Raw genomic sequence first — 23377 nt, 5'->3', positions numbered from 1 at the left:
CATTTACTCCATTTAGAGATAATTCTATTGAATTTTTCACTACTAATCACAAAAATATCTTATAATCTTTATATAACAAATTAATGTATTAGGAGTAGATAAAATGCCAGTTACACTCGAACTTATTCTTTTCATTCTTATAGCAATTAGTGCTGTTGGCTATTTAATAAAAGAATTTCAAAAAACTAGGAAACGAACACTTGGAATTTCACTAGAATTTTTAGTTCTTTTCTGGTCAATATGGAGAATATCAACTATCATAATCTAATTTATAAAACATAAATTCCTTCGAATGAAGTGAAACTCTAATCAGCGGGGGGGTTTATAGGATAAATTTACCGGTATTTTTACCACAACATTCATGTTAAAATCCCTTGTGAGTACGACATAACTCGACCTTATGAAGCTCCGCAGCTTTTATCGCGGAGCTTTTTTTATTTAAAATAACTATTTTGTTCATTTTTTTGATACATTTACGAAACATTCATATGTTACGTTATATAAGTCCTTTTTTAAATCTTATTCATTCTAGCAAAAAGTCCTAGTCCCCCTAGGGCTTTTTTGCATTCAAACAATGAGTTGTATTTTTTCTCAATAATCGAAACTACTTAACATAGTAAAATAATAATCGGACTGGCATTCAATACCATATTACAATGGATCAAATCGCAAAAAGGCACCTTAGGGTGTCTTTTTTATAGAGAATCAGTTTAAAAACTAAAAATAAAAGAACCTCAATAAATGAGGTTCAAAAAATCTACTATTTTAAATTACCTTCGTAAAAAGCAACTCCATGTTGAACATGTTTTAAATACCACGTAATCGTCCCGCCACAAACATTTTCATTAAAACTATTAGCATATACTCCATTTGAGTAATAAAGAGTTCTTTTGAATTTACCATTAGAATACTCATAAGGAATTGAGCATGTGGCTTGCTCCGGAGAGCTCACAGCTTTTTGTGTATCAGCTGAAGCTGCACCAATTCCTCCTGTTAATGCAATACCTGTTGCTAACGCTCCTACTACTAATTTCTTGAACATAATAAATCCCCCTTTAATAGTTTTTATAGATTACAACTTAAATGGATCACCTTTATAATTTATACAAATATCTTGAATATGTAAAAATATTTATTTAATTATTGTTAATATTGGAATTTCATTTTATAAAATGGAAAATAGAGGAATTGGAAAGGCATGTAAAAATACAGATAGGTTTATATTAAATGAACGTGGTTCAAGTCGGCGGAAGGCACCTTTAGGTGTCTTTTTTTGTACATAAAAAAATCTCACCATCTTATAGAAACGATGAGCCCTTTAAAACAATAATTGCAACTATATTAATTTTACATTACATTAAGGTTAGAGAATATCATACTAATAAAGTGTTAAATAGTAGGTGGGGAAAATGGAATTTAACGATTTGGGTATTACCATTAAAGAACTTAGAATAAAAAAAAACATATCACAATCCGACTTATGTCATGGAATATGTTCACAAAGTCAAATTAGTAAGATCGAAAAAGGTGTGATTTATCCATCTAGCATATTATTATATCAATTATCTGAAAGACTTGGTGTTGATCCAAATAATATATTTGCACTAACTCAAAACAAGAAATTAAAATATACAGAAAATGTAAAATACGTAATGAGGGATTGCATAAGGCAACATCAATATAAAGATCTTTATGAAATAGTAACAAGAGAAAAATACACAAAAAATTTTCAAACAAAAGAAGATAAACAATTTCTACTATGGCATGAAGCAATTGCTATATATTGTGTCAATAACTCAACAAAAGTGGCTTTAACTCTTTTAAATAATGCACTAAAACTAACTGTAACCAATATTGATTTTTTATCAGAGAGAGAAATAGATATTCTACATACAATGGCTATACTTCATGCAGAAAATAAAGAATACAAAAAAAGTATTACTATCCTTAAAAGATGTTTAAATAATTTTAACAAATTAGATTTTCCTAGAGATAAAGAAATTAAATTGAAAATCATTTATAATTTAGCAAAAAATTTAAGTTACACATATCAATACGAAGAAGCAATAAAATACATTGATAAGGGTATCCAATTAGCTATTAATCTAAATACTTTTTACTTATTGGGTGAACTATACTATGGAAAAGGTTCAAATTTATTAAAGCTTAAACAATATAATGAAGAAGATGTTGCTAATAACATGAAAAAATCATTATTTATATTTGAATTAACAAAAAACGAAAAAAAATTACAAATAATTAAAGAAGAATATTTTGAAAACAAAAATAACCACTCATAATTTCTTAAAAACTACTTATAAAGTTCACAGGAAAAATCCCAATAGTTTTTAAACCTAGAACCATATTATTGTTTCAATTCAGAGGAAGGCACCTTAGGGTTTCTTTTTTTATTTTCAAAAGGAACTGCTCAATTAATTCTTAAAAACATACTAAGAAACATTGTTTTATTTATCCCATTTCCATTCATGCTATATATAAAATTCTTTAATAAATCCACCTCAAACATACTTATATGCATAGGAGTATGTTTGAGGTGGAACTCCTTCAAATACTAGTTCCTTTTATAAACCGTTTTTTGATGTAGATGACATTATTCTCAATACAATAGAATGAAGTATTGGAACATATTTAGCAATATATATCAAAAAACAATATTAAGAAACCCCCCTCCACCTTAAGGTAGAAGGGATCTTCTAATTTCTATTTCAAACTACCTAAAATTTCTGTAAAGATAACCCCAAGCGTATGTCCCCCTGCATCTGGATATCCTAAACTTCTTTCACCAACTACCGCTCCTCTGCCGAATGATCTTTCACCGATAGATTGTATGCCGTGAAGTGCTACTTATAACATTTCAATTCAGATATACGACAGTAAAGAATACATCATCACTGTGTCAGCAAGCAAAAGTGTATTCTGCATTTCTGAAAACAGTAGATGGCAGATTATGACCTACTGAATCTGCTAAGAAAGAATATACAAGAACATCCTTAACATCCTCTCTATTTCCACTAATGATGACATCAAGGAAATCTTCTACTTGGAATTCTGGAGTAAACAACACAATCTTAGTTGTTCTGTTTGGTTCTAAAGAAACAAAAGTACGAGAGATTTCAACTAATTCATTTTGAGTTGGGAAAAAGGTGTTTCGACTTCTCTTAACAGTTACCGTTACATTACTAGTATGACAGCGTGAATCATTGTTTAACATAATGTTGAGAGCAGTTGGAATAATCCCATTTTCAGAAACTGGAACTCGAAACACTCCAGTAGATTTATGAGCCATATAATCACATCCTTCCAAAATAAAATATATTTACAATATATTAAATGCAAAAAACGTTCATTTTGATATGGACAAATTACATGATTAATATATCTATAATAACCCTCGGTATTACTAAGCCAATGTTTTAAAAGATTAACAAATAATTACCTCTGCAAATTTAGAAAATATCTATACTTTTTACAAACATTATTACAATTAGATAAACTAAATCAATATCTCATTAACAAAGGGACTCCATAATTGGAGTCCCTTTGTTAATGAGATATTAAAAATGATCAGCATGTGAATATTGTATAATTTCTTCCTTTTTTAGAGCATGTTGTGTATCACCTGTATTGTTACTAAATGATAATGCTATCACTAATCCTAACGTCGCTAATACAAGCTTCTTCATTATTTTAACGCCCCTTTGCTTAGTAATTTTTGTTTCGCTTCGTAACATACATCGAAATAATCACTAACTTTTTCATGCTTATTCAATTTGCGGAAGCGAACTGCTAATACTTCTGCATATTCTTCTACGAAATCCCATAAATCCTGCTTTTCGAAGTAAGAAATACCTTTTTTCACTTCTGATAAATGACGAATCGCTAATGTAGATAAGTTTTGAGTTGCATATAATAATCCTAAATTATGCCTTACTACTAAAATCAATTTTTCTACATTATGTTTTTGCAAAAGGTCAATGGAACGATTCAAATGTTCTTCCGCTTTTTCAAATTGCTTTAAGAATATACAAGCTGTCCCTAGTGTGTTTTCACAAGAAGCAACTTTCACCTCATATCCAGCATGCCTTTCAAAGATTTCTTTCGCTTTATTTGCGTATTCAATAGATATTAACATACTAGACATATGATGATTTAACACCGCATATTTTTGATAAAACTCTGCATGCTCTAGTTCGTCAGAAATATGTTCTAATAAACTCTCAGCTTCTTCATATTGCCTTCTGGCTTCATTATAGTTACTAAACATTAAAGCATGTTCTGCTTTAAAAGAATGATAGTAATAAGCTGTGAGTGTATCTGTCGATTCATCAATTGTATCAATTGCTTCAAAACTATCTTTTCGAATACTCACTCGATCAGTTAGCATTCTATATTTTAGGTCTAGTAAAGAATAATATAATAATAAATTTTGATTTTGATTTTCTTTTTCTTCTGCATGTTTAATCTGTTCAATTTTTTCATCTATTTCTTTCTTTAATTCAGTTGCTTTTATAATTTGCTGCGACAACATCATTTGATAAAAATCATTAAGTTGTTGCATAACTGCTTCATGCATTAAAATATTTGTGCTCATATCACTACGTCCTCTTCAACTACTTCTATTCACCTAAAAATTACCATAATTTTGTAAATTATATAATAGTTCAACCTCTAATTATAAATTGATAACAAATTAACAGAATATTCTTAATAAAGAAAGGAGATTGGCTAACAAATGGTTACTGTATAAAAAATAAAAAACTTGTCATATTGCTTGTATCATATTTGATCTTATATATGGTTCTGTTACAAAGTTTGTTAAGTTAATATAAACTCTAGAAAAAATGAATAAAGATCACCACAGCTGAGCTATCTTTAATCCGTACAATAATATAAACATTCTATTAATTCATATTATTAATAAGGAAATACTTAAATATTCCATTTTTTCTAAAAGTGTATTATACTGTAAATTGCCGAGGGGCATTTTTTAGTATTTTCTGGTAATTATTCAATTTGTTAGGTTGTTATTAGTATTACGGTAACGAAAACCTTATATTTCCCCTTGAAGATAAAGCATTAGCAGCAATTACATCGAGATATCATAATAATAATTATTTTCTTAACAATATCACGGAATTTTAATTCAGAAAATTCTAATCATTAACTGATATAAAGTGCTAAATAAAATATTTAGACAATTGAAGTCCAACAACGATTAGAAGATATATATATTAGAAAAGGAATTTTGGGAGATCTTATCCTATGTAACTAATACATATAGCGTTGTATCTTTAAATCAATAAATTTTTCGATAAGCTAGTTAATAGATTATTGAATTTAATCTTTTGATAGAGTTAAAAAAATCAACTTTATATTCCAATTTAGAAATTATTAGGTGGTGTCGGTAGTGTTTGAGTACCTTTTAGTTAAAGCTTTATTTACTATTTTCTTAATTATCCTAATCGTGTTAATCAGTGTAATATGGACCAAAATAGAAAAAATTATGGACGAGACTGTATTTAAAAACGTTTCTGAAAAAACCAGATATGTAGTAACTATGATAATTGTTATGGTGGGAGAATTTGTTCTCATAGTCATTACTGCATTAAATTGGAAAGCTTCAATTATTGACACACTCTTTTTTGGTAGTATTATTTTGTTCTGCTGTATATGGCTAATACCTTATTTTGTTAATCAACAACAAAACGTCGCTAAAGTTATGGATAAGCATTTTAGTGGAGGGGTAGATTTAGGTGAAATTCAAGTTCATCGTGCGAAACTTTCTGCATTTAATTTAGGAAGTATTGTATTTTCTATAGTGGGAATTATTATACCTATTTGTTATTATTTTAAATACTTTTTATAACGGTTTATTGGTTCTGTTGGAAATTTTTTTAAAGATATAGTAATAGGTGAGATTACAGATATTTATGTAGAAACAACTTAGATGTATAAGACAATCCATTTGAGCGAAAACAGTAAAATACCCTAAAAAAAAGAGACCATATAAGGTCTCTTTTACTTGTATTAATTTTAAAATGATACTCATTTCCAAAACTTCTACCAGGACTTCTTTTTAGCTGCCGCTATTTCTTGTTGAGCCAATACGATAGTACGTTTTGCATCTTGGATTTCTCTTACCATTTCCATAAAGTTATCATCTCTTAATTCTAGCCTTTTTTCTATTCTTTCTTCACGTTCCTTACGATCTTTTATATCATTTTCAATTAATTTATTTCTTTGATCAATGCGATCACCTAATCTTTGTTCCATTTCTAATAATTTTACTTGCTGCACCTTATTAATCTCTTCTATTGTAAATATCCATTCCCCTCTTTTTTTCCTTCTGGCTTATAATATTTTGCTTTTCCTTCTGGCTTATAATATTTTGCTTTTCCTTCTTTAATTAATCCATTCAACACATCACTATTTTTTAATCTATTTAATTTCATGTGTAGATTATCCAGCGTAATCTCCCAACGATCACATGCTTCCCTCGGCGTCATAATTTCATCCAAAGTAAATAACATTCTCTCCATCTCCTATTTCTGTTATTTACAAGTGAAAATCCAGTTTTTCACAGGCTATTTTACAAAATTTTTACAGGGGATATGTTATATCGTGTCGAAGACTTAAATTATAACCATATCTTTTTACTTCTATACTTCCATTATCTAGGAACCCCCCAGTATCCAAGACTAAATTTTACCCATACATCATTTTTTTGATGTAGCTCTTGAATATAAAAACTATTTAATTTTCAAGGAACAATTATTAACTTAAAACTTATTATACGAGGAGGGTGTATCATGAAAAAAATATGCTTTGTATTAATTGTCGAAGCTGGTATAAATTATGGTTCAATATTTTCTCTACCATTTTTAAGGAATCAGGATGATTTTAAGGGATATTTTTCCAAACATTATGATGTTTCAATTAATTATATTAGGGATAAAAGCTCAGTTGACTATTTGGTAGTTCCCAAACCGTGTCCACCTTTTGATAATGAAAATAATCTTCCAATAATTGAAGTACCAGCAATTTTATTTATGGAAAAGGATTTTGAAAAAATAAAGACTTATATAGACAATTATTTTTCTAATAACTCATAAAGAAAATAAAAGTACAGTAAAAAGAAGTCCGATAAAAAACGAGTGGCGTAGAATATTTCTATTAATCATTCGTTTTTTATTATATTTACATATATTTTTTAAAAGAGGATTATAGACGTTCTGAAAAAAATTAATTATAACAAGAACAGTGTTCGTGCTACTATCTACGGTTATTTTTTGTACTAAGTACCCCTTTAACTAACAGGACAACAAAAATAATTAACATATTAAAGTGAATAATGTTACTATTTTTCAAACCTAATCTAGAAGACACCGGAATTCTTTCGGCTTCATATTCCTTCATCAGCTCAAAATCAGCCTGATTATTAACATCTAACTTTCGTAAATCGTACTTTTTGTCTATTTGACATATCATATTTGAAACCTTCAAGCTGAAGCTACTTTCTTGCACCTTTTCAAAACCAAATTTAGGATAAAATTCTAACATCGTATCATTCGCGAATAAGTATATAAAATCATAATCCTTCTCGTATTTTTTAATGATATGATTCATTAATTTAGTCGCTAAACCCTGATGTCTATAATCCGGATGTGTCATCACTGTACCAATTGAATTGCTTTATATTCCTTACCGTTAGAGATTACATTCATTTTATTAATAGATGTATTTGCGATGACTTTATCTCCATCCACATAAGAAAGCAAATATAGTTATCATTCCAACAGCCCCTGTCATACCATCCTTTAAAATCCAATTCAAATACATGTTTTGCAAGGTCATTAAAGCTTTCCTTATATTTTTCATTTTGCTTGTAGTCACTAATTAATTAATATTCATTCATGATAAATCCTCCATTTTTTATTATATTCCTCTAAAAAGAGTGTATATTTCTTACAACAATCTACTACTAAGTTTTCGTTAATCACCGCCTTATAATAGGTGTAACGGCATAGAAACATGCTTCCGGAATCAAAAAACGACAAAAAAAGACCACAAGAAGAAACATCTTCTCATGGTCAAATTTCTGTCTATTATAAATACACCTGTCCCGAAAGAATAGATATCGTGAAATAACATGAAATTTTTTGATAAGATATAATGTCTTCTAACCGCTACTAGTAAAAAGGTATAACAAATAAAATCAAGGAATTATCCTTACAGTATAAAATTCGTTTGAATTTTAATTAGCGATTAATAAGCTTCATCATATACAATCAAAACCTCTTTTCAATATAATTTCTTACTAAGAATATCTCCTTTGAAAACCGTTGTAAATGAAGACATAACAAAAAACGAGATTTATGTCCTTCTGTATCACCAAAATCGGTCGTTTTTGGTAATACAAAAAGACACATACTATTATTCTCGAAAACTACAGAAAAACCCCTCCACCTTAAAGCAGAGGGACTTTCCAATTACTATTTCAAACTACCTGCAATCTCCGTAAAGATAACCCCAAGTGCATGTGCACCTGCATCTGGATATCCTAAGCTTCTTTCACCAACTGTACCAGCGCGGCCCATGCGAGCTACGATTTCTTTCGTGTACTCTGCTCCTTTGACCGCTGCTTCTGCTCCTTTTTCAAAGGCAGTTTTTACGTCTACTTCGTTTGAGGCGCTATCTAACCAAGAGTCTACACATGGAGCAAGTGCGTCAACAAGTGTTTTGTCACCAACTACTGCTCCTCTGCCGAATGATCTTTCACCGATCGATTGGATGCCTTGCAATGCTGCTTGCAGCATTTCAGCGAATTCTTTCACTGTTAACTCACGCTTCTCGGCTGCTGCTTTACTAGCTGCGCGGAATGCACCGCCCCAAATTGGACCAGATGCGCCGCCGCAATGTTCCATAATAATCATCGAACAGCCGTCAAGGAATGATCCGATCGTTACGTTTTCTTGTTCTACAATAGAGTGCCACTCACGTTTTAATTGCTTAAATCCTTTTGCCACACTCATTCCGAAGTCGCCATCACCAGCATGCGTATCTAGCTCACAGAACGGTACTTCATTTTTAATAATAATATCGCTCATTTTATCAACGAGATAAATCATGTTGTTTAATGTAATAACATTATCTTTAATAACAGCGTGCTCTTCCGCAGTTTCTAGTTCAAATGAAACTTCCTTCTCTTCTATCTCTTCAAGTACATTTACGTACTCTACACTTTCAACTGGACCGTCTACTTTAAACGCTGGTGTATTACATTCTTTTGATAGTAATGTTTTTAGCTCTTCATCTAACTTCATTACCGTTAAAGACATACCAGCCATATCAATACTTGTCATATAGTTACCGACGAATACTCTATTAATTTTAATGTTTCTTGCAGCTAGTTCTCTCGTAACTGCGTTGTTAAATAAGTAAAGTTCTTGCAGTGGTGTTCCGCCAAAACCGTTAACTAGAATTGCGATTTCCTCGCCATCTTTTACTCCTAAATCTTTTACAAGGTCATTTGTCATACGGTTCGCTAGTTCATCTGCTGACAGCATTTTTTCACGCTTAATTCCTGGTTCGCCGTGAATACCTACACCGTATTCCATTTCATCTTCCGCAAGTGTGAAAGTAGGTGATCCACTCGCTGGAACTGTACAAGACGTTAATGCTAAACCGATTGTGCGCACGTTAGCCGCTGCTTTTTCTGCTACAGCTTTCACCGCTCCTAAATCCATACCTGCTTCCGCTGCTGCGCCGGCAATTTTATGAACTAAAATAACGCCCGCAACGCCGCGGCGTCCTACTGTGTACAGGCTATCTTCTACCGCAATATCATCGTCCACCTTTACGTAGTCGACTTCAATTCCATCTTCCGTCGCTAAATGCGCACCGTTTTTGAAATTCATAATATCGCCGCTATAATTTTTAATAATTAATAACGTACCTTTTTTACTAGCTGTCTCTTTAATCGCTTGGTATACCTGAATTTGTGAAGGTGACGCAAACACATCTCCGCACACTGCCGCATCTAACATTCCTTTTCCGACTAATCCTGCATGTGCCGGCTCGTGACCACTACCGCCTCCACTAATTAACGTTACTTTATTTTCGTTCATTTCTTTCTTCTTAATCACTTTATATTTTTTCAAAAGCTCAAGCTCTGGATGAGCCATAACCATTCCGTTGCACATTTCCATTACTAATGTTTCTGGTTTGTTTATAATCTTTTTCATTGTAGTTCTCCCTCAATTCCTTTAATATATTGTGATATATTTGAAATCTTCTTCTTACTAACCATGTTAAAATGAAAGCGTTTTATAGTAAACGGACAAAATGGACAATCTGTCTAAAGACACCGCTCTCATTTATAGATAGGATTTTCATATTAATAACATTCTAGGGATGATTCAGATGACCTCTTCTATAATTTCTAAAAAGATAATCGCGAACTCATTGAAGTATTTAATGGAAACAGAGTCGTTTCATAAAATATCAGTGAGCGATATTATGTTACACTGTCAAATGCGTAGGCAAACTTTTTATTATCATTTTAAAGATAAATTTGAACTATTAAGCTGGATTTATAGAGAAGAAACGAAGGAAAACATTATCGACTTTCTCGATTATGAAACGTGGGAAAACATTTTCGATTTATTATTTGATTACTTTTATGAAAATCAAAAATTTTACCGAAATGCTTTTAAAGTCATTGAGCAAAACTCGTTTAATCACTATTTATTTGAGCATACGAAAAACTTATATATGAAGATTATCGATGAACTATCTGTGAGCTGTGGATTCAGCCTTTCTGATGAGACAAAAAATACGATTGCCTCCTTTTATAGTCACGGCTTCGTTGGAACGATAAAAGATTGGATTGAAAGTAAGTGCGAAGTAGATCCTTCCATTATGTCTTCTCTTATGAAAAATATGATAAACAATCAATTACTACTATTACTGGAGCAATCAGCAAAGTAATTAAAGGGTGGCAAAAGCAATGAAAAAGATTATGAATGATGTACAAAATATCGTTCAAGATATGCTGCACGGCTTTTATTTTGAACATAACGACAAAGTAAATTACGATGAAACGAATAACATCATTTATGTAAAAGATATCGAAAAAATGAAGCAAGACGTCGCTATTATAAGTGGCGGTGGTAGCGGACATGAACCTGCTGATATTGGCTATGTAGGAAAAGGTATGCTTACAGCGGCAGTAAACGGAAGCATCTTCACTCCGCCTACAGTGGAACAAATTGCGGCGGCAACTCGCCTTATGCCAAAAGATAAAAGTATACTATTCATTATTAAAAACTTTAAAGATGACGTTGAGAACTTTCTTGCGGCAAAGCAGATTGCTAAAGAAGAAGGAAGAAAAATTGACCACATCATCGTAAATGACGACGTTTCAATTGAAGATGATGCTTCTTTTAATAAAAGAAGACGCGGCGTCGCTGGTACTGTTTTCGTTCAAAAAATACTTGGTGCGGCCGCTCTTGAAGGCCATTCTCTAGAAGAACTAACAACACTTGGCCGCTCTATCACTAAAAACTTACACACATTAGGAGTTGCTCTTTCCCCTGTCAACGATCCAGTAAAAGGAAAAGCTTCATTCACATTAAATGACGATGAAGTGTTTTATGGCGTAGGCATTCACGGAGAAAAAGGTTACCGTAAAGAAGCACTATCCTCTTCTGAAATATTAGCGATCGAACTAATGAACAAACTAAAAAGCATTTATCGCTGGAGAAAAGGAGACAACTTCGCTATCCTCATTAATGGACTCGGCGCAACTCCATTAATGGAACAATACATTTTCGCAAACGACATTCGCCGTTTGTGTGAACTTGAAGGATTGCAAGTGACATTCGTAAAGGTTGGTACACTGTTAACTTCTTTAGATATGAAGGGTGTTTCGCTTAGTTTGCTTAAGGTAGAGGATTTGGATTGGGTGAAGTGGTTGAAGGCGGATGTTAGAGTGGGTAATTGGTAAGTAAAAATTATGATGATAAAAGCCTTTAACTATAACAAGTTAAAGGCTTTTTACAAATTGAAATATCACTCGAGCATTCAAAAGAAATTCGTAATTGCCTCACTGAATGATGACAGGTCTTCCAAATAAAGCTGGATGATAAATTAACATCGCTCCTACAAATGAACATACTAAACAAAAAATAGCCTCGTATTTTATAACTAGAGAAGAGCTGGTATCAAGCTTTTCCCCCTCTCTTTTAAATATCATTTTTAAAGCTCTATATAATAAATACCCAATAATCGCCCCGAGGGTGTTCGTAAATAAATCATCAATATCTGTAATTCTATTATTTAACAATTGATTTAACTCAATTGCCAATGAAAAAAAGAATCCTGCACATACCGTGTTTTTTATTTTTCTAAAATACGGCCAAATCATCGGTAATAAAAAACCGAACGGCATAAACAGTACGATGTTCAAAAGATACGTAGTACTACCTACCGTATCAAATAGAGTCAAGTTAATTTGACTTACACGAATCCACGTTTCATATCTACTTATATCCCATACAGTCGCGATTTGCGTCACCTTATACACAAGCGAAAGGTAAAATAGAAAAACATGCACCCATAGAAAATGCCGAATAGATATATTGTTTTTCGCTTTAAAATAACATCCAATTTGAAATACAATACAAAACATAATTGTAAAAAAATACGTATACAAATAACTCATCAAAACTTCTGTATGCATGTGGAATCCCCTAACTTTACATTTTCATCTATTATTTAGAACATAGTTTAAGAACCAGTACTTTGTTCATATATTTAATCTTTTACTTTGTCTTCGAATATAGGGAATATATTAAAAATAAAAAAATCCCCACTTATTCATTTTCAGTCTCCTCCTTGATGTAACTTGTTTATAGGATAGGAAAAACTTTTAAAATAAAAAGTGGGGGAAATATAAAATTTTCCTTAAATTTTATGTTAGATTTTATTATTACTCTAATTACTAATCCGCTATTCGTTGTTAGGCAACAGTATGCTTAAACTTAGGTTTCACTTTATCCCTTCTCATCCCTCATACTGTAATACCCCAAATTAATAATAACCAAGAAATACCCACTCATAATTCCAGCAGCGAATGTCCACATGAATTCATGGTGTTCAATTTCATACATAATAATCGCGCCGAGTATTGCGGCTGCGAACCGATTTATCATTCCAAGCATCGGTGCTTTTTCTTTTTTTACAATGCTATCTCCGAACTTTTCAATACGCCTTCCTAAAATCCAGGCGCAGTACATACTTACTAAAAGGCCAATGCTTATCCCTACGAACTGGGCTGAAAAAGGTGTCACAAGCCATCCCAATAACATTACGCCTAGCAAACAATACATTTGTATGTTGAATGATCTTAATGCCATACGAATCATGTTATACTCCTTTATCTTTCTCATTGTAATCCCGTATCATCAATCCAATCTTCCAGGCTTCAAGCTTTCAGCTATATCTTTTTTAAAATGAGGGAATTTGATTTTGCTTACCATTAAATAAGCGAGTACGCATGTACCAAACGCCACGGAAACTGGATTCTTTAAAAAACATAAAATGAGGAGACACATTGCCGCGAATGGGATTGGCATGCCGATAAAGGTCGGGAGTTTGCTTTGCTGTGTGTTAAATCTTGCAAGCCGAAGCATGCCGCAAATACTGTAAGTGAGCGCGCATATCATCCCGATAGACTGCAAATCTTTTAACGAGGCACTATATGCCAGAATAGACGGTGCCACACCAAAAGTAACTAAATCCGCAAATGAGTCCAACTCTCCACCAATTTCCGAAACAGAATCAAGTTTCCGAGCGACCATGCCATCAAAAAAGTCAAACAGCATACCTGTAATAATAAAAACTGCTCCCAAATAAATATCGTGAACGAAAACAGCGTAAATAGCTAAAAGCCCACATACAAAATTTGCTATCGTAATCATATTTGGTATGAAACTCATAATGCACTTCTCCTCCTTTCTACTAATTGCTTCATCTACGTTCTTACTCATTACAATCAAGATCTTTCTGTTTTTCTTCCAATATGACTTTATTTATTTTCGTTAACGTATCTGTCATTTGCTCTAGGGCGTTTATATCGATTTTAGAAAAATATTTCTCAATTAATACATCATCTAACTCCGACAACCGCTCTATATACTTACTACCGTTTGGACCAAGTGTAAGAAAATACTCCCGTTTATTATTAGGGTTTACTTGTTTTGAAATCATCTTCTGTTTCTCCAATTTAGATAAAACTTGGCTAACGGCACTTTTTGATATATTAAAAGTAGTCGCAATGTGATTTGCTGTCGTGTTTTCATTTAAATTAATATGAAATAGCATGCTCTCTTGCTGTCCTGTAAGACCGAACTCATCTTTTAACTCCTGGAATAGTAAAATGTAGAATTCATTATAAGCTCGGTTCATTTCATTAATTACTTCTTTATACGTTCTAGTCATAGCGTTATTCCTCCATGCTTTTATTTCGTTTTGTTAAATAGTTAAGTTTACTTAACTTAACTATATTATACCGTTATGTTCGTGTAAAGAGAAATATAACTCTACACTTTACTCACAATGATACAAAAAAGAAGACACTCTTCTAAAACAAGTTAATTCCCTTCATCCAAATACCCGATTAATCGTTCTGAATAATCAAAAAGAAAATCAATTAAATTCCATATAGACCCATTACTGGTTAAAATGTTATAATGGAATTACCCTACATAGTTACTCATAGCCAGACTGAGGAACTAGCGTCTTATTAAGTAATGCGCATAACTAAAATAAAAAAGACACTTTACGGTGTCTTTTTTATTTATATTCCTAGGAATCATCTCTTTTATAAACAGACTCTATCAAACAGTAAAGGAGACAAACAGATGGAACATCCTGTTGCAAGAGAATTACGTTTTATACGGGTATGTCTTATCATTTTGATTATTGTCATTGCATTCTGGGATCGTGAGAAAACTGTGGAAATTACTGATCACGGTAGCGATCCTATTTTAAACACCAGCAATATGACCCAAGTTGGTGAGAATACATTTGCATACAAAGACGAATCGAATCAAATTAAAATATTTAAGTTTAATCCAGATACAAATGAAATAAAATTAATAAAAGAGTTTTATGCTAACGAATATTAATTACATGAATTAAATAATTCAAATCTGTAGAAGACACTTTAAAGTGTCTTTTCTTTATGAATTACAAAGTATGAAGTTCAAAGCCTTTAGCCATAATTACGACTAAAGGCTTTTTGTATGTAAGTAAATGAAAAAGGAGCTAATTTTATGGAACATAATAAAAATGGAGTGCTTGCTTTAATTGTTTTATTTGTAGGACTAGCATTTTTTGTTATCGGTATGGTTTATCATTTATGGGGAACGGTTTAAAAATAAATAATAATTCATTTAAGAAAAAGTACTCGTATGAGTACTTTTTTAATGTCATATAAAAACATTCCAAACTTACTTACATGCATACAATTATCAAAGATAGTTATATAATTGAGAAGCTTTTAAATTATCAATCTATATTTATGTTGATTAGGAAAGGAGCTAAAAATGTTAGAAATCATTTTTGTTGCTGCATTACTTTTATCTAGTATCATTCCCATCTTTATCAAAAGAGGTTTGACGAAAAAAAATGGAGTCATTTTACTAATAAATTATACATTATTACTTGCCACCATCATTGTAATTGGTGCAAACTGGCGCATGATTCCCGCCTATTTCTTATTGTTCGTTTTAACATTACAAGTTTTTTTGAAACCAAAAACTACAGCCGTTTCTAAAAAGTTAGTGATGAAAGTTTTAAAAGGTTTAGGAATTATCGTAACTGCTATCGTAATGTTTACATTACCTTTACTTTTTCCGATCATAACACTCCCAGAGCCTACTGGAAAATATACAGTAGGCACGAAAGCTTTTCATTTAATTGATACAAATCGAAAAGAAACAACTGTACCAAATAATCATGGAAATCGTGAGTTAATCATACAAGTATACTATCCTGCCGCAAAAGGATCAGGGAATCCTTCTGCCTATTTTGAGAACATAAACGAACTGGGTGAACAATTGGCAGTAACAAACGGTGCTCCGTATATCGTAACGACACATTTAGGGCTGACAAAAACACATTCTTATCAAAATGCTAAGCCACTTCAAGCTAAAGAAAAATTCCCCCTCCTTTTATTCGGCCATGGGATGGGATTATATAGTCAACAAAATACATTCCAGTTAGAGGAATTAGCTAGTCAAGGCTATGTAGTAATCGCTCTTAATTTCACAGGATATGCAGCAACAACGATTTTCCCTAACGGAAACCGTGTAGACTCTATACCAATTGAAAATACACCTACGGCCTTAAATACCATAGTTCAAAAATGGGAACAGGATACTACTTTTGTTTTAAACGAAGTAATAAAAGGTAATTTCGATAAAAGTTTTAAAACGATTGCAGACTTAATTAACTATGACAAAATTGGAATGTTCGGTCACTCTTTTGGCGGAGCAACTGCCGCACAGATGCTAGTAAAGGATACGCGTATTAAAGCTGCAATTGATATGGATGGCGGATTGTTTGGCGACCCAATGCCTAAAGACGGTCCTCAGAAACCATTCATGTTGATGAATGCTGAGGCGACGATTCATTATATGAAAGAAGCGGAGAATCAAAAGACAACCGGAATCCAAAATGAATTATTGGAAATATCCTATTTAAGAAATAAAACGATTGAAAAACCGGGCGTGTACACAGTGGTAATTCCAAAAACAAACCATACCAGTTTTACAGATTTAGCAGCATTTTCACCTATTATTAATGAACCAGACGAAGATGTAGCCACAAATTATACACTCATTAATAAACTAGTAACTAGCTTCTTTGATCAAAATTTAAAAGGGATAAACGAAAATCATTTAGAAGAAATTCAGAAGCAATATCCTGAACTTCAGCTCATGAAACACTAATAATCATTCATTTCCCTAGTCATGTAACCCCTCACTACGCTTGAGGGGTTTCTACTTTAACACAATTATAAAAAAGGCCTCATTACTGGGGCTCTCAAAAAATAATACGAATAAATGAATTAAAACAAATAATAGATAACTAAAATAGGAGTCGACAATCGTTATTTTCTTCTTATTTCTAAAGCAATATGGATATATCTTCTTAACTTCATTTGGATTTTACAAGCAAAAGAAGACATCTTAATTGATGTCTTCTTTTTTTATAGTTTTATGAATTTTTTTGAGCAGCTGCTCTCCAATCACGAAAAGATGTTGGGCGTCCAGAAAAAGCTCTTTGCTTTGTAACAGATGGTTTTTCTTCAGGAGTCATTGTTTTTTCTTTAAGAGTCGCTGGTTTTTCTTTAAGCGTCACTGATTTTTCTTCAAGAATAGTCACAGCTGTTTGCATTTTCTCTAACTGTTCTTTCAACAATTGTTGTTCAATCTTTAAATCCGTAAGTAAACGTAAAATCATCTCAGAATTAGCCATAAGATCCTCCTTCCCCCAATACACAGAATAAAATACAATATGTAGAAGACAAAATTCCGGTGACAAAAATAAGATCGTCAACTCTTTTTAACTTCCAAAATCCTTTTATTTTTTTAAGGACCTGCTCCATTCACCCTTAAAAACATAAATTAAATTAAATCCATTAATAAATGGTCTTTATGGAAGGAGGAGTTAATATGGGCTATGGCGGTAGTTGTGGTGGTGGCTGTGGTTTCGGCGGCGGATTTGCCTTACTTGTTGTGCTCTTCATCTTATTAATCATTGTTGGCGCTAGCTGTTGGGGCGGCGGATTCGGCTGCTAAGGAGAGGCACTCTTGAGAGTGTCTTTTTTTGATATGTGGCTCGTATACATATTGTTCAAATCTATATATTTTTTAAAAATATAGATTTAAAGCATATTTCTCAATGAATAAAACAATTTAACATGGTAAAATAATAGTTGGATGGGAGTCCAATATATTATTAAAATTAAGATGGTTCAAGTCGAAGGAAGGCACCTTAGGGTGTCTTTTCTTTATGACTTCTATCATCAACAAAGGGTGATACAAACTATTACATATGTTTGTACCACCCTTTATTGATGCGTTTAGACTTCACAGTTGTTGAAGTTTTAGACTTCTCCCTTAGTGTACCCATATTATTAGAACATCCTGTAATCTGTAGACAAAATGTAGCTAATAAAAACAATATTAATAATTTCTTCAATAAATCCTCCTACATGCATAAAACACGATATGTTACAAAACAAACATAACATCAACCCTTTATAAAAACAATATAATCCTCGGTCCTTAAGCTATCTCTTAACATAGGAGTACCGCTACATATTCATCAAGCTAAGATTTTAAAATATCCTTTACTTAAGGAATTTGTAAGTATCAAGTAAGAAAAACGAGAGCTTTGTTTCGTATAATCAAAATATAAAGTGAAGGAAGAAAGATTATTTCTGGGATTAATATGCATGTGACAAGAGAAGAAAGCTACGTTTTTTTAGAATAATAATATGAGTATGTCCAAGTTTTGGAGATTGCTTGCAAATATTTTGAAGTTTTCGCACCAGAATTCTAATTACCATACCTGTTTTGTACCATCACGTATTGGAGGTTAAAACATGAATAAAAAAAAGAAAATACAAAGATCAGTACTTACCTTTCCCCTACTCTTTTCTTTAGGCGTTTCATCTTTCCCGCTTACAACAACTATTCACGCAGATACACGCGAAGAACAATCTGCTGAAAAGAAACTAGTCTCTTTAACGGAGCGTACATCATTATTTTTTGAATATCTCCAGCAAGGTAAGTATGCAGAGGCACTACAGTTGACGTCAACTGCTTTTCAATCCAAGTTTACAGCAACCACATTACAAAACTGGTGGACACAAAGTGGCTGGAGCGGGATAAAAAGCATGGGAACCCCCGTGATAAAAGAACGAAACTTGGTCCATCAGACGGTAGAAATTCCAGCAGCTACCGAAGGAACTACCATACCGCTACTCCTTAAATTCACACCTGGCGGGAAAGTAGATGAAATTGGAGAAAGGCCACCCGAAGAATCTTATACCATCCCACATCCTAGCTATGATCAACCTGACTCCTATCAAGAACGTGAAATCGTCATTGGAAATTCTACCTATCCGTTACCAGCGACATTAACAGTTCCGAAGCATCAGCGTGGTGAAAAGGTACCCGTCGTTGTTCTTGTGCATGGTGCTGGCATCCATGATCGCGATGCTACCTATTTGGGAACAAAAATCTTACGAGACCTTGCGGTGGGCCTTTCATCCAACGGAATTGCAGTGTTGCGCTATGAAAAACGTACCTTAGAACATGCATTAAAGATGAGTGCAGAACCTGTTACATTAGACCGTGATACTACAGATGATGCCATATATGCAGCAAAGTCAGCAGCGCAGCAGGAAGGCATTGATCCAAATAATATTTTCATTCTCGGACATAGCCAAGGAGCTGGCACAATGCCGCGTATACTGAGCAAAGCGCCTTCCTCACTTGTTCGAGGAAGTATCTTACTCGCACCACCTGCACGCCCTTTGACTGACATTGCCATTGATCAGTATGAATACCTTGGGAAACCACAGGAAGAAATCGATGAACTAAAAAGACAGGCTGCTTTTATTCAGGATCCTACTTTCAATCCTGATCATCCTCCAGCTGGCTACAATTTTGGGTCACCTCATTTTATGTATGATGTTTCTAGGTGGCGTCCAGTTGAAGAGGCAAAATCACGAAAAGAGCCTTTACTCATTCTGCAAGGAGCACGCGATTATCAAGTAACAGTAAAAAATGAATATACAAAATGGCAAGAAGGGCTTGCAAACCGCAGGAATGTTCAGTTCAAAAAATACCCGAAATTGAATCATTTCTTCACGGAGGGTGACGGGGAATTAAGCCTCCCTAGTGAATATGAAATCCCTGCTAATATTCCCGAGTACGTCATCCAGGACATTATTACATGGGTTAACGAGACAAAAAAATAAGAAAACATCAAAAGCCTTCATGCAATCATTATTGCGTGAAGGCTTTTTGAAACTGGTGATTCAGAGATAGCTATTATAATGGATTAAAACGAAAATTATATTTTTCTACGTACTAAATAAAACGCTAAGGAACCCATAATAACAGGTGCAACGAAGTCAAAGAAATATGAAAAAGAAAAATTAAAAAGAAAAAGAAATGGTATAAGTGTATAGATAACTGCTAGTCCTATAAATAAAGGAATTCCAAATTGAAACTCTCGACATCGTTTAATTTTCCTATATAAGACTTCCCCAATTAGACAAGCTATAAGAGCTGGTATACTACCATAAGTGACGATAGTTTTTATGAACCCCTGTAAAACGTCTGGGTGGATAAAGCTAGGATTAAAAATATATGAAATTAAGAACCATCCAAAAATAAAAGCAAATAGACTTGCAGCATAACTAACTACAAATTTTATCAAAGTAAGCAACGTAATCATCCTCACAATTCCCTAATATTACCTTCATTTTATCATTTTCTCTTAAAAAGATTCCAAAAGGGTATACTTGCCCTTCAGTTGTCTTTTTTAACGCTTGTTCAAGACGTATTTTTTGATGTTATTTTGTATAAAAAACTTTTGGGAGCAACCTGTTCTGTTAGGTTGATAGCGATGGGGTGCCGCCAGCATTTCGAAAAAAATCACGCTAAACAAAAAACTATAACAAACTTTCCATATGGGCAACTAAATTATATAAAAAAAGACACTCTAAGGTGCCTTTCTCCGACTCGATAACCACTTTAATTTTACTAATGTGTATTGGACTTTCCATCCTCATCAATGAATAGAAAGTAGAGATGCTTCAATTATGTACCGATCTGGAGCGTCTCCTATATAGTCAAAAGGATAACAAGTTGTTAATGTTAATGTCGGCTCACTTTTTTCTACAATAACTGTTCGATCTTCTGAATCTGTTATCCAATGCTTGTTAATTTCATATGTATATGTTTTATTTTCATATTCCACGATAAGTTGGTCATTTTCCTTTAATTGACCAAGCTCGGTAAAAACAGTATCTCTATGTCCACTTAAAACTGTATGACCATTTCCAGATGGTGTAGTAGTTAAGTCACTAACAAACATACCTACACCCTTTTTTAGTACTTTATCATCAGCTCCCCAATATATAGAGTATTTCTTTTGTATTTTAGGGATAATTAAATATGCTACTTTATCTCCTAACTGATGGTTTACCTTTGAAGCAGGAATTTGTACAGGTTCTTCTTGTAATGAAGTGTCAGTCTTTATCTCTGTCTCTGTTTGATTGATGTTTTGCGTTTCATTTTCTTTAGAAGGTGTGGAGATCTCATATTGTTTAGCCTCGCTAGTTGTTAACGACTCTGCTGATTGTCTAGCACTATACCATTCCAGAAAATAATAGGAAAAGATAGTAAGTCCAATAACAGTTAAACATAAGCCTATCCATTGTTTTTTATTCACTTTTATCACTCCATTTGAAAACGACAGGATTTCTCCTGCCGTTTTAAGGAACTATTTTATGCGTTTGTCTTTTTACGACGGAACATTAATACAGATCCAGCTAATGCTAATCCTAAGCTTGCTAGCATCATTGTAACACCGTTTGATGCTGTATTAGGTAATTTTTCACCTTGTTTTTTTGTTTCTTTTTTCACAACTGTATTAGTATTTTTCTTTGTTTCTTTTGCAGTTGTTTGAGGCTTAGTTTGTTCTTGTTTATTATTTGTTGTTTGGTTGTTTTGTTTTGAATTCTCTTGCTTAGTGTTTTCTTGTTTAACAGGTTCTTGTTTAGTGTTTTCCTGTTTAGTATTTTCTTGTTTAGGTTGTTCTTGAGGTTTAGTAGTTTCTTTATTTTCTGTTGTAGTATTTGTGCTCTTTGGATATTTATAATCTTCACATGGAATGCCGTCTTTATCATTATCTAAACGGTGCGGATCATTTCCAACACCATATCCATTTTGATCCCAGAATGCTTGAGCATCTTGTTGACTTTTAAAATGGCCACAGTTTTTTGTATCATTAGGACTCTTAGCTGCAAATGCAGAAGAACTGTACCCCACTGTTAATAGTGTTACCGCTGTTGCTGAAGCTAATAATTTTTTCATAAATTTCTTTACCCCCCTAAATGGTATGTATTTACATTGAAATATTTTACATTTAAAAAATTAAAAATACAATAATAATTTGTAGATAAATGTAAGATTTCTAGATAATAATACCAAACTATTAATTCATATATTGTCATATTATGTCGAAAGAAAATAAAAAAAGAGCCAAGGCCCTCTTTAATAACTACTAATAACCATAATCACTATTCTCACAGTAATATGAATTTGGTTTATCACAAAAAATATATGTTGTTTGTTGGATAAATAATGGCCTTGATGAGGCGTTAACTGAAGTGGCATTTAACATCCTCAAATAAGAAAGTCCTTGTATCTCCCTGGTGTTAATCTAATTGTTTGTGGAGTTGTGGATTTAAATGTTCTACTAGTCAATGTGACGAACGCAGCAAATACAAAGCTAAAACTAAAACAAATAAGAGTCTTAGTGTGGTTAGTTGTAAAATTTTCAAATAGAGTAATTGTAGAGTTAGGTGGAATTTCAAGACTTGTAAGGTTAGTTTCTAATCCGAAAATTGTAAAGGTCCCTATAAAACTGTTGGTAGAGTTTGAAGAGTTACATAATTATCGTTATTGGAATCAAAATAAACTTACACATCCAAGCTGTTGATGATAGCTACTATTTGATGATCTGTCCATTTGCCATTAATCCTTATATTTCCTTTCGCTATACCTTCTTTTTTAAACCCCACTTTTTCTAATACACGAATAGATGCTATATTATCAAGCAGCGCTCCTGCTTCAATTCTATGTAGCTTTAATTCCCTAAAAGCAAAATCTACAACAAGTTGAAGAGCCTCTGTTGTATAGCCCTTTGCATTATGCTCCTTATCTAAAGTAAATCCCGTATAACAGCTTTGGAGGTCTCCCCTAACAATTTGGGTTAATGAAATGTCTCCGATAAGCTTATCATTTTCTCTTAAAAAGATTCCAAAAGGGTATACTTGCCCTTCAGCTGCCTTTTTTAGAGCTTGTTCAAGACGTATTTTTTGATGTTCTTCTGTATAAAAAACTTCTGGGAGCAATGGACAAACTCGTTGAAAAAATTCACGATTTCTAATATGTAAGTTAGCTAACTCGTTGGCATCAGCAGTTTTATAAAGCCGAAGATAAATTTGCTTTCCTACTAGTTTCATAATATCCCTCCAACA

The 23377-nt window shown here is 32.8% G+C and carries 26 protein-coding genes and 4 pseudogenes; 11 read left to right on the top strand and 19 right to left on the bottom strand.

Features of this window, described 5'->3' with window-relative positions; genetic code table 11:
• Nucleotides 1-760 precede the first annotated feature (760 nt).
• Nucleotides 761-1042, bottom strand: coding sequence for a hypothetical protein (locus ACTFRM_RS01490; RefSeq protein WP_000473812.1), 282 nt, complete (start codon nt 1040-1042; stop codon nt 761-763).
• A gap of 367 nt (nt 1043-1409) precedes the next feature.
• Between ACTFRM_RS01490 and ACTFRM_RS01485 the strand changes: the two genes are divergently transcribed.
• Nucleotides 1410-2300, top strand: coding sequence for a helix-turn-helix domain-containing protein (locus tag ACTFRM_RS01485; protein ID WP_000395460.1), 891 nt, complete (start codon nt 1410-1412; stop codon nt 2298-2300).
• A gap of 421 nt (nt 2301-2721) precedes the next feature.
• Here ACTFRM_RS01485 and ACTFRM_RS01480 read toward each other — a convergent pair whose 3' ends face one another.
• From ACTFRM_RS01480 to ACTFRM_RS01465, 4 genes are all read right to left on the bottom strand, one after another.
• The gene (locus ACTFRM_RS01480) at nt 2722-2850 is read right to left on the bottom strand and encodes a DAK2 domain-containing protein (protein WP_080016860.1); all 129 of its coding nucleotides are present in this window, start codon (nt 2848-2850) and stop codon (nt 2722-2724) included.
• Nucleotides 2851-2917: 67 nt separating this feature from the next.
• The gene (locus ACTFRM_RS01475) at nt 2918-3307 is read right to left on the bottom strand and encodes a hypothetical protein (RefSeq protein WP_000940664.1); all 390 of its coding nucleotides are present in this window, start codon (nt 3305-3307) and stop codon (nt 2918-2920) included.
• A gap of 268 nt (nt 3308-3575) precedes the next feature.
• A complete protein-coding gene (locus ACTFRM_RS01470; protein ID WP_000737557.1) occupies nt 3576-3704 on the bottom strand; it encodes a hypothetical protein in 129 nt (42 codons plus the stop codon).
• Nucleotides 3704-4612 (bottom strand): tetratricopeptide repeat protein, encoded by a 909-nt coding sequence (locus tag ACTFRM_RS01465; protein ID WP_088346680.1) that lies wholly within the window; start codon nt 4610-4612, stop codon nt 3704-3706. Before ACTFRM_RS01465 ends, ACTFRM_RS01470 begins: the two co-directional genes overlap by 1 nt.
• Before the next feature lie 606 nt (nt 4613-5218).
• Between ACTFRM_RS01465 and ACTFRM_RS01460 the strand changes: the two are divergent.
• Nucleotides 5219-5324, top strand: a pseudogene (locus tag ACTFRM_RS01460) (BtrH N-terminal domain-containing protein); the annotation flags it as partial.
• A gap of 104 nt (nt 5325-5428) precedes the next feature.
• Nucleotides 5429-5887: a hypothetical protein gene (locus tag ACTFRM_RS01455; RefSeq protein WP_000464466.1), complete on the top strand. Its 459-nt coding sequence runs from the start codon at nt 5429-5431 to the stop codon at nt 5885-5887.
• Between the two features lie 194 nt (nt 5888-6081).
• Here ACTFRM_RS01455 and ACTFRM_RS01450 read toward each other — a convergent pair.
• Both ACTFRM_RS01450 and ACTFRM_RS01445 read right to left on the bottom strand, forming a co-directional pair.
• A pseudogene (locus ACTFRM_RS01450) lies at nt 6082-6336 on the bottom strand (DUF3967 domain-containing protein); the annotation flags it as partial.
• Nucleotides 6322-6551: pseudogene (locus tag ACTFRM_RS01445) on the bottom strand (hypothetical protein); the annotation flags it as partial. The pseudogenes ACTFRM_RS01445 and ACTFRM_RS01450, both read right to left, overlap by 15 nt.
• Before the next feature lie 279 nt (nt 6552-6830).
• On the opposite strand from ACTFRM_RS01445, the gene ACTFRM_RS01440 reads away from it, so the two are divergent.
• Nucleotides 6831-7133, top strand: coding sequence for a hypothetical protein (locus tag ACTFRM_RS01440; protein ID WP_440043071.1), 303 nt, complete (start codon nt 6831-6833; stop codon nt 7131-7133).
• A 160-nt stretch (nt 7134-7293) separates the two neighbouring features.
• Here the strand turns inward: ACTFRM_RS01440 and ACTFRM_RS01435 are convergent, their stop codons facing one another.
• Together ACTFRM_RS01435 and dhaK are read right to left on the bottom strand one after the other, a co-directional pair.
• On the bottom strand, nt 7294-7692 hold the full coding sequence (locus ACTFRM_RS01435) for a GNAT family N-acetyltransferase (protein ID WP_002182506.1): 399 nt from the start codon (nt 7690-7692) through the stop codon (nt 7294-7296).
• An 821-nt stretch (nt 7693-8513) separates the two neighbouring features.
• Nucleotides 8514-10265 (bottom strand): dihydroxyacetone kinase subunit DhaK, encoded by a 1752-nt coding sequence (dhaK, locus tag ACTFRM_RS01430; RefSeq protein ID WP_173600885.1) that lies wholly within the window; start codon nt 10263-10265, stop codon nt 8514-8516.
• A 178-nt stretch (nt 10266-10443) separates the two neighbouring features.
• Between dhaK and dhaS the strand changes: the two genes are divergently transcribed.
• Together dhaS and dhaQ are read left to right on the top strand one after the other, a co-directional pair.
• Entirely contained in the window at nt 10444-11010 is a 567-nt protein-coding gene (gene dhaS, locus ACTFRM_RS01425) for a dihydroxyacetone kinase transcriptional activator DhaS (RefSeq protein ID WP_000204220.1), read from the top strand.
• A 19-nt stretch (nt 11011-11029) separates the two neighbouring features.
• Nucleotides 11030-12028, top strand: coding sequence for a DhaKLM operon coactivator DhaQ (gene dhaQ, locus ACTFRM_RS01420; RefSeq protein ID WP_000723364.1), 999 nt, complete (start codon nt 11030-11032; stop codon nt 12026-12028).
• Nucleotides 12029-12127: 99 nt separating this feature from the next.
• Here the strand turns inward: dhaQ and ACTFRM_RS01415 are convergent, their stop codons facing one another.
• The 4 genes from ACTFRM_RS01415 to ACTFRM_RS01400 all read right to left on the bottom strand — a co-directional run bounded on the left by ACTFRM_RS01415 (nt 12128) and on the right by ACTFRM_RS01400 (nt 14523).
• Nucleotides 12128-12763 carry a VanZ family protein gene (locus ACTFRM_RS01415; RefSeq protein ID WP_000556720.1) on the bottom strand — a complete coding sequence of 212 codons (636 nt, stop codon included), beginning with the start codon at nt 12761-12763 and terminating at the stop codon, nt 12128-12130.
• A 313-nt stretch (nt 12764-13076) separates the two neighbouring features.
• Nucleotides 13077-13448, bottom strand: a complete 372-nt coding sequence (locus ACTFRM_RS01410; RefSeq protein ID WP_000620610.1) for an ATP synthase subunit I — start codon at nt 13446-13448, stop codon at nt 13077-13079.
• A 39-nt stretch (nt 13449-13487) separates the two neighbouring features.
• On the bottom strand, nt 13488-14021 hold the full coding sequence (gene pssA / locus ACTFRM_RS01405; protein WP_000008333.1) for a CDP-diacylglycerol--serine O-phosphatidyltransferase: 534 nt from the start codon (nt 14019-14021) through the stop codon (nt 13488-13490).
• A 43-nt stretch (nt 14022-14064) separates the two neighbouring features.
• Nucleotides 14065-14523 (bottom strand): MarR family winged helix-turn-helix transcriptional regulator, encoded by a 459-nt coding sequence (locus ACTFRM_RS01400; protein WP_000198939.1) that lies wholly within the window; start codon nt 14521-14523, stop codon nt 14065-14067.
• Between the two features lie 422 nt (nt 14524-14945).
• Here ACTFRM_RS01400 and ACTFRM_RS01395 point away from each other — a divergent pair, with 422 nt between their 5' ends.
• Together ACTFRM_RS01395 and ACTFRM_RS01390 are read left to right on the top strand one after the other, a co-directional pair.
• Nucleotides 14946-15212, top strand: a complete 267-nt coding sequence (locus ACTFRM_RS01395; RefSeq protein WP_000400965.1) for a YmzC family protein — start codon at nt 14946-14948, stop codon at nt 15210-15212.
• Nucleotides 15213-15632: 420 nt separating this feature from the next.
• Nucleotides 15633-17039, top strand: a complete 1407-nt coding sequence (locus tag ACTFRM_RS01390) for an alpha/beta hydrolase family protein (RefSeq protein WP_173600884.1) — start codon at nt 15633-15635, stop codon at nt 17037-17039.
• Between the two features lie 268 nt (nt 17040-17307).
• Here the strand turns inward: ACTFRM_RS01390 and ACTFRM_RS01385 are convergent, their stop codons facing one another.
• Nucleotides 17308-17568, bottom strand: coding sequence for a hypothetical protein (locus tag ACTFRM_RS01385; RefSeq protein ID WP_000013691.1), 261 nt, complete (start codon nt 17566-17568; stop codon nt 17308-17310).
• Nucleotides 17569-17765: 197 nt separating this feature from the next.
• Here ACTFRM_RS01385 and ACTFRM_RS01380 point away from each other — a divergent pair, with 197 nt between their 5' ends.
• Nucleotides 17766-17891, top strand: a complete 126-nt coding sequence (locus tag ACTFRM_RS01380) for a YjcZ family sporulation protein (protein ID WP_000540377.1) — start codon at nt 17766-17768, stop codon at nt 17889-17891.
• Between the two features lie 809 nt (nt 17892-18700).
• Nucleotides 18701-20083, top strand: coding sequence for an alpha/beta hydrolase (locus ACTFRM_RS01375; protein WP_001035276.1), 1383 nt, complete (start codon nt 18701-18703; stop codon nt 20081-20083).
• 95 nt (nt 20084-20178) lie between these two features.
• Here ACTFRM_RS01375 and ACTFRM_RS01370 read toward each other — a convergent pair whose 3' ends face one another.
• The 4 genes and pseudogenes from ACTFRM_RS01370 to ACTFRM_RS01355 all read right to left on the bottom strand — a co-directional run bounded on the left by ACTFRM_RS01370 (nt 20179) and on the right by ACTFRM_RS01355 (nt 22208).
• Nucleotides 20179-20565 (bottom strand): hypothetical protein, encoded by a 387-nt coding sequence (locus tag ACTFRM_RS01370; protein WP_000631589.1) that lies wholly within the window; start codon nt 20563-20565, stop codon nt 20179-20181.
• Nucleotides 20566-20593: 28 nt separating this feature from the next.
• A pseudogene (locus tag ACTFRM_RS01365) lies at nt 20594-20713 on the bottom strand (GNAT family N-acetyltransferase); the annotation flags it as partial.
• Nucleotides 20714-20901: 188 nt separating this feature from the next.
• Nucleotides 20902-21564: a class D sortase gene (locus ACTFRM_RS01360; protein WP_001036110.1), complete on the bottom strand. Its 663-nt coding sequence runs from the start codon at nt 21562-21564 to the stop codon at nt 20902-20904.
• Between the two features lie 56 nt (nt 21565-21620).
• Nucleotides 21621-22208: an excalibur calcium-binding domain-containing protein gene (locus tag ACTFRM_RS01355; protein ID WP_000734536.1), complete on the bottom strand. Its 588-nt coding sequence runs from the start codon at nt 22206-22208 to the stop codon at nt 21621-21623.
• A 394-nt stretch (nt 22209-22602) separates the two neighbouring features.
• Here ACTFRM_RS01355 and ACTFRM_RS01350 point away from each other — a divergent pair, with 394 nt between their 5' ends.
• The gene (locus ACTFRM_RS01350; RefSeq protein ID WP_165450345.1) at nt 22603-22836 is read left to right on the top strand and encodes a hypothetical protein; all 234 of its coding nucleotides are present in this window, start codon (nt 22603-22605) and stop codon (nt 22834-22836) included.
• Here ACTFRM_RS01350 and ACTFRM_RS01345 read toward each other — a convergent pair.
• Nucleotides 22817-23362 (bottom strand): GNAT family N-acetyltransferase, encoded by a 546-nt coding sequence (locus ACTFRM_RS01345; protein WP_426867172.1) that lies wholly within the window; start codon nt 23360-23362, stop codon nt 22817-22819. The genes ACTFRM_RS01350 and ACTFRM_RS01345 overlap by 20 nt on opposite strands.
• Nucleotides 23363-23377 lie beyond the last annotated feature (15 nt).

This window comes from Bacillus cereus group sp. MYBK227-1, from assembly GCF_051916325.1.
Classification (GTDB): Bacteria; Bacillota; Bacilli; order Bacillales; family Bacillaceae_G; genus Bacillus_A; species Bacillus_A cereus.
The sequence above is the reverse complement of the archived record's forward strand: the minus strand, read 5'-3'. Positions and strand labels throughout refer to the sequence as shown.